Origin of the sequence: Ruoffia sp. FAM 26255, assembly GCF_045528525.1 — a bacterium.
GTDB lineage: Bacteria > Bacillota > Bacilli > Lactobacillales > Aerococcaceae > Ruoffia > Ruoffia tabacinasalis.
The window spans coordinates 1-5,307 of sequence record NZ_JBGQQX010000083.1 but is presented as its reverse complement, the minus strand read 5'-3'; the positions used below and the strand labels follow the sequence as shown (position 1 = coordinate 5,307).

The window sequence follows — 5,307 nt, the reverse complement described above, 5'->3', positions numbered from 1 at the left end:
TGCCTCCGGCTTCCTTCAGATTCCACCTCACGGTGGACACCCTTGCCTTTAGCTAACAGTTCCTACTGCCAAGTCTGTAGTGGACTTTCACCACCAAGTTATCGCCCATGCCGGGCGCACAAGAAAACCCCTAAAGCCTTGTGGCTCTAGGGGTTAAAAGCTTAAATTATTTTACAGCTTCTTTTAATGCTTTACCAGCTTTGAATCCTGGTACTTTACTTGCTGGAATTTGAATTTCTTCTCCAGTTTGTGGGTTACGACCTTTACGAGCAGCTCTATCACGAACTTCAAATGTACCGAAACCGATAACTTGAACTTTGTCGCCAGAAGCTAAAGTTTCTTCGATTGTTTCGAATAACGCTTCAACCGCTGCTGTTACGTCTTTCTTAGTTAAGTTAGTTTTTTCTGCTACTTTTTCTACTAATTGTGCTTTATTTGCCATTAGTATTCCTCCTTATATAAATCCTCATATTTGAGATATTTGAAATATACGACATCTCTTTAACGGATATTTCATTTATAAGAATAACACATAAAAGCTTATAATACAACGTTTTACGCTATTCTTGAGTAAAACTAAACTAATATTTAAGCATTATGAACGCGCACGCGTAATTATATGTACCGGAGTACCTTCGAAATAGAAACTTTCACGTAACTGGTTCTCTAAAAAGCGTTCATAACTAAAGTGCATTAACTCAACATCGTTCACAAACACAACAAATGTTGGTGGGTTAATTGCTACTTGCGTCATATAGTAGATTTTTAAGCGTCTACCTTTATCTGTCGGCGTTGGATTCATCGCAACAGCATCCATTAATACGTTATTCAAGACAGATGATTGAACACGTCTTGCACGGTTTTCATGGATCATATTAATTAATTCAGGAAGTTTATTTAATCTTTGTCCTGTTTTTGCACTCACAAATAAGATAGGTGCAAAGCGTAAATATTGAAACTCTTTACGAATTTCTTTTGTAAATTCGTCGAATTTATTATCACTTTTATCAACGGCATCCCATTTGTTAACAATAATAATAATACCTTTACCTGCCTCATAGGCATAGCCTGCGACACGCTTATCTTGTTCGATAATTCCTGTTTCAGCATCTAATACCATACAAACAATATCACTTCGTTCAATCGCAGATAAAGCTCGCATAACACTATACTTTTCAGTGTTTTCCCAAACTTTACCTTTTTTACGAATCCCTGCGGTATCAATCATTGTATATTCTTTACCATCAGCTGTCTTGAACTTAGTATCAACTGCCTCACGGGTGGTTCCTTCAATATTTGATACAATCACACGTTCTTCCTTCAATATTGAATTCACTAAACTAGATTTACCTACATTAGGACGTCCAATAAAACTGAATTTAATTGAATCATCGTCATCTGTATCACTAGAATCTTCTGGAAACATTTCCACTATCTTATCTAATAAATCACCAATTCCGGTACCATGCGAACCAGATATTGGGATAGGATCACCTAAGCCTAAAGTATAGAAATCATAAATCATTTGGCGTTGTTCAGGATTATCTGCTTTATTAATCGCTAGAACAACTGGTTTATTTGTTCGATGTAATCTTTGGGCTACTTCTTCATCCTCAAGAGTGACACCTTCTCTGACACTCGTCACCATTACAATGACATCCGCTTCATCCATGGCTAAGTCTGCTTGGTAACGCACTTGATTCATTAATGGCTCATTACTCATATCAATACCACCGGTATCAATCAAACGGTATTCTTTACCAATCCACTTACCTGTCGCATAAATACGGTCGCGAGTTACTCCAGGATGGTCTTCTACAATCGATACTCTCTCTCCAATGAGTCGGTTGAATATGGTTGATTTACCAACATTCGGTCGACCTACTAAAGCGACTACTGGCACTTTACTCATTCATTTCACCTCCATAAATTAAGAAAAGACTGACTAATGAAAAGTCAGCCTCGTTCTTTAAGTCAAATATTATTCCTATTCACCTTTGAATTGGTCTAATTGATCACCTAACATGTCAGCTAATGTAAATCCTGAATCGCTGTCATCAGATGAGTCTTGGAAGTTTCTTTGACGGTTTTGTTTTTTGTTTCCTGTGTTACGTTTGTTGTTCTCACGACGAGGTTTGTTAGAGCTAGCTGCAGGAGCTGGAGCTTCTTCCATACCTTCTGGTTGATCCAATAATGCTTTCACAGAAAGTGATAAGCGGTTTTGTTCTGGATCTACACTTAATACTTTAACATCAATTTCTTGACCTTCCTCAAGACGTTCGTGAGGTGTCGCGATGTGTTCGTGAGCGATTTGTGAAATATGTACTAACCCTTCAACTCCTGGGAATACTTCAACAAATGCACCAAAGCTAGTTAAGCGTTTAACAGTTCCTTTTAATTCAGAACCTTCTGGAGCTTTTTCTTCGATGTTATCCCATGGTCCTGCTAATGTATCTTTAATAGATAATGATACGCGGCCATCTTCTTCATCAACAGAAAGAACTTTAACGTTAACAGTTTCGCCTGGTGTTAAGTAATCACTTGGTTTATCAACATGCTCGTGAGCAATACGGCTAATGTGAACTAATCCGTCCACTCCACCTAAGTCGATAAATGCACCAAAGTTTACTAAGCGAGCTACTGTACCTTCAACAACTGAACCTTCTTCTAATTCAGCTAAACGTTCAGCGCGTTTTGCTTCGCTTTCTTTACGTGCGATTTCTTTATGTGATAAAATTAAACGGTTTTCACTTGGTTCAATTTCAACAATAACGAATTTTAAAGTTTGTCCAACATATGGTGTGAAGTCTTCTACGAAGTGATCTTCAACCATTGAAGCTGGAACGAATCCACGTACGCCAGCATCTATAACTAATCCGCCTTTTACAACGTTTTTAACTGGTGCTTCGATAGTTTCTTCGTTTTCAAATTTAACTTGTAATTCTTCCCAAACTTTTTTAGCATCTACACGTTTTTTCGATAATAAAAAGTTTCCGTTTTCTTTATCTTTAATTGGTTTTAATACCACTAATTCGATTTCATCACCAATATTAACAACATCTGTTAATTCTTCAACAGGAGTAGCTGATAATTCATTGCGTGGAATAACTCCTTCAAGTCCGCCACTTTCTTGAATAGAAACACGTACTTGATTGTCATCAAAGGCTAATACATCACCTTGAACAGTATCGCCAACTTTAATTTCTTTAACACTATCTAAAGCGTCTTCCATAGTTTCCATAGACTCTTCTACTTCTGTAGATTCTGTCTCTTCAACCACTTCTTCATTTTCATTTAATTCTTGATTTTCTACAAACTCTGACATTTACCCAATTCCTCCTAAGCGTTACCTAAAAAATAGTGGTTCTTCTTATAATTTAAGAACCGTATATAAGAATATCATATCAAATATTCAGCCATCAGTCTAGTAAAATCACAATTTAATAGCGATTTAACAGTACTTATTTCTCAATATGATCAATTATTGTATTTGCAACTTGTTCCACTGATAAAAGATCCGTTTCTAACTCGATGGCATCGTCTGCTTTTTTCAACGGACTATGCTCGCGATTTGAATCATAATGATCTCGTGCGATAATACTTTTTTCGATTTCTTCGAGCGTTTGATTAGATAAGCCCTTCTCAACATTTTCATCGAAGCGTCTTTTTGCGCGTACTTTAGCTGAGGCATTCAAGAAAAATTTATACTCAGCATCTGGGAGAACCACAGTCCCAATATCCCGGCCATCCATGACAACTGAATGGGTACTCGCCATATTACGTTGGTCTTCCACTAACTTTTCCCGAACAAATGGATAAGCAGAAATTTCTGATACGTTTGCTGTGACTTCATCAGATCGGATTTCACGACTGACATTTTGACGATTCAAATACATTTCTTGAATACCTTCATCTGATCTTTTAAAAGTTAAATCAAGTGTTGGTAATATTTTTTTCACTCGTTCAGCATCACTTACTTCTATACTATCTTGTAAAACAGCTAAAGTGACCGCTCTATACATTGCCCCTGTATCAATATAAATAATATCAAGTTTTTTAGCAATGGCTTGTGCGACAGTACTTTTCCCTGATGAAGAGGGTCCATCTATGGCAATTTGAAAATTCGACATTAAAAATTCTCCTTTTAATCAAAATAAATAGAGACCTTTAACAGATCTCTATTCTATCAACTTATATTCTTTACTATGGTAATACGACTGTGTCTCCTGGGAAAATTGCTGTATCAGTTGTTGCCCCATTCGCACTTAATAACGCATTAAGATCTACGCCGGTATTTCTAGAAATAGCATACCATGAATCCCCTGCTTGAACTGTATATGTTCCGCCCGTTGTAGGTGGTGTCTCTACAGGTGTTTCAGGTACTACTGGTTCAGTTGGTGTAGGTGGTAATTCCGGTTCAGATTCAACTTCTTCAGTTGATTCAATTGGTTCTCTACTAATTTCTGAACTAGACTCTTCTTCACTTTCACTTTCATCCGAGCTTGATTCACTTTCGTCAGCACTTGACACTTGTGATAACTCAGAATTTCTAGAAAAATTAATTTGTTCAGCACTACGATTTGGTATTTCGTCATTATCTAATTGTGCATTAACAAAAATAAACAATAAGAAAGGCGCAATTACCGTAATAACAATAATAGCTAACAATACTTTAGATAGTGTTGTCGCTTCTTTTGCTGGTTGGTTGCGTGCAGTTCTTGAATATTGACGGTTTTTTAAATTTTCATCTTCTCCAAATTTTCGATTCCAAGGTTTGCTTTCTTTCTTTGAAGGTGTCTCTTCAACAGTTTCTTCAACCTCAGATTCAAAAACGTCTTGATCTTTATCTTGTTCCTTAGACATAAGAATCCCTCCTAAATATGCATAGTTAATGATGATTCATTTTAATACATAGTTAACTTTCCCTATTATATTACCATAACTTAATCTTTTTTTTGTCAATAAAATAGCTTTCTATTGTCAATAACATCATACTGAAAAGAATCTGTAAAGCAATGGTAATAGAACAAACAGGTTTGCTTTATCATTCTACATTATACATTAATTTTCAGCTTATTCCACCACTATATGAATATATTCGTTATTAGTCCTGTTTTTTTATGTTTTAAATTGATATCTCCATGTAATAATTTTAGTACAATCTTTAACTATAAACAAATACCTGAATAATTCATAGTTTTACTAATAGTCTTTCCTAACATTGATTTAATAGTCTTTAAAGTAATCTGCTTCATCACCCATTAGGTGATGAAAAAAGACCCCCTTTCTGATATGGTTAATTCACCA

The 5,307-nt window shown here is 35.9% G+C and carries 5 protein-coding genes; all 5 read right to left on the bottom strand.

The window, feature by feature from the left end; genetic code table 11:
* Positions 1–166: 166 nt before the first annotated feature.
* Positions 167–442, bottom strand: a complete 276-nt coding sequence (locus tag ACEN31_RS10880) for an HU family DNA-binding protein (protein ID WP_138403718.1) — start codon at positions 440–442, stop codon at positions 167–169.
* 153 nt (positions 443–595) lie between these two features.
* Positions 596–1,912 carry a ribosome biogenesis GTPase Der gene (der, locus tag ACEN31_RS10875; RefSeq protein WP_407109424.1) on the bottom strand — a complete coding sequence of 439 codons (1,317 nt, stop codon included), beginning with the start codon at positions 1,910–1,912 and terminating at the stop codon, positions 596–598.
* Between the two features lie 75 nt (positions 1,913–1,987).
* Positions 1,988–3,325, bottom strand: a complete 1,338-nt coding sequence (gene rpsA, locus ACEN31_RS10870; protein WP_407109423.1) for a 30S ribosomal protein S1 — start codon at positions 3,323–3,325, stop codon at positions 1,988–1,990.
* Positions 3,326–3,461: 136 nt separating this feature from the next.
* A complete protein-coding gene (gene cmk, locus ACEN31_RS10865) occupies positions 3,462–4,130 on the bottom strand; it encodes a (d)CMP kinase (protein ID WP_407109422.1) in 669 nt (222 codons plus the stop codon).
* A 73-nt stretch (positions 4,131–4,203) separates the two neighbouring features.
* The gene (locus ACEN31_RS10860) at positions 4,204–4,863 is read right to left on the bottom strand and encodes a LysM peptidoglycan-binding domain-containing protein (protein ID WP_407109421.1); all 660 of its coding nucleotides are present in this window, start codon (positions 4,861–4,863) and stop codon (positions 4,204–4,206) included.
* Between the last annotated feature and the right edge of the window lie 444 nt (positions 4,864–5,307).

Coding starts and splice junctions, on each gene's coding strand:
- der (WP_407109424.1), bottom strand. CDS start 1,912: ATGAGTAAAGTGCCAGTAGTCGCTTTAGTAGGTCGACCGAATGTTGGT.
- rpsA (WP_407109423.1), bottom strand. CDS start 3,325: ATGTCAGAGTTTGTAGAAAATCAAGAATTAAATGAAAATGAAGAAGTG.
- ACEN31_RS10860 (WP_407109421.1), bottom strand. CDS start 4,863: ATGTCTAAGGAACAAGATAAAGATCAAGACGTTTTTGAATCTGAGGTT.
- cmk (WP_407109422.1), bottom strand. CDS start 4,130: ATGTCGAATTTTCAAATTGCCATAGATGGACCCTCTTCATCAGGGAAA.
- ACEN31_RS10880 (WP_138403718.1), bottom strand. CDS start 442: ATGGCAAATAAAGCACAATTAGTAGAAAAAGTAGCAGAAAAAACTAAC.